At 69.7% G+C, this 789-nt stretch carries 1 protein-coding gene; it reads right to left on the bottom strand.

The window, feature by feature from the left end; genetic code table 11:
• A partial coding sequence (locus tag FV226_RS27645) for an ISL3 family transposase (RefSeq protein ID WP_187278880.1) occupies nucleotides 1-789 on the bottom strand: 789 nt, incomplete at both ends.

Below are 789 nucleotides of genomic sequence, written 5' to 3'. Positions count from 1 at the left end.
GCGTAGGGACCTGCCCGGTCCCGGCTGACGACGGCAATGCCCGGATGCGCGGCGAGCCAGTCTCTCACCGGAGCGGACGAGCGGCCCGGCAGCAGGGCTAGAACGCGACGGCGTTCCAGATCGCAGACGATGGTGCCGTAGCGTCGCCCGCGCCGCCAAGCCCAGTCGTCGATGCCCACCACCCGCGGAGCCTGGTAGGCCCGCGGCGGATGGCGGCGGATCAGGCGCAGGACGGTGTCGCCGCTCACCGGCATGGACAGCCGCCGCGACAACCGGGCTCCGGCCTCGCCGCCCAGCACCATGCCGATCTCGGTCTGTGCCTCGGCCAGACGCGTGGTCCGGCGCGCCTTGGATCCCATCAAGCCCGGGATGCGCTCGACAAAGATCCGGCCCGGGCAATGGCTGCACCGGAAGCGGCGCACCTCAACGCGCCACGTGACGGCACGGTCCTGCCACGGCAGGTCTTGGAGCGTTCGCCAGTAGCGGCTGTGGACCCGCGAAGACCTTTGGCCACAAGCCGGACAGACGCCCTGCGCAGCGGTGGTCCGGGCAAGAAGCAACAGTCCGGACGGATCGAGCGTCAGTTCATCGACGTGCAACCCATCGGGCACTGTCGGTAGAGACGGGTTCGAGATCGGCATCCGCCATGCGCAGCCAGTGCGGAGCACGTAGAGAATCCCGTCGAGCACCGACCGCATTGGCCAGCGCCATGGACGACCGGTCGCGGCGGGACAGGGCAGCATCGTGCCGACCACAGCCCATTCGGCATCGGTCAGGCAGGTTGCGTAG

It is taken from the genome of Methylobacterium sp. WL12 (assembly GCF_008039475.1).
Lineage (GTDB): Bacteria > Pseudomonadota > Alphaproteobacteria > Rhizobiales > Beijerinckiaceae > Methylobacterium > Methylobacterium cerastii.
This window is presented reverse-complemented; position numbering and strand designations above follow the sequence as displayed.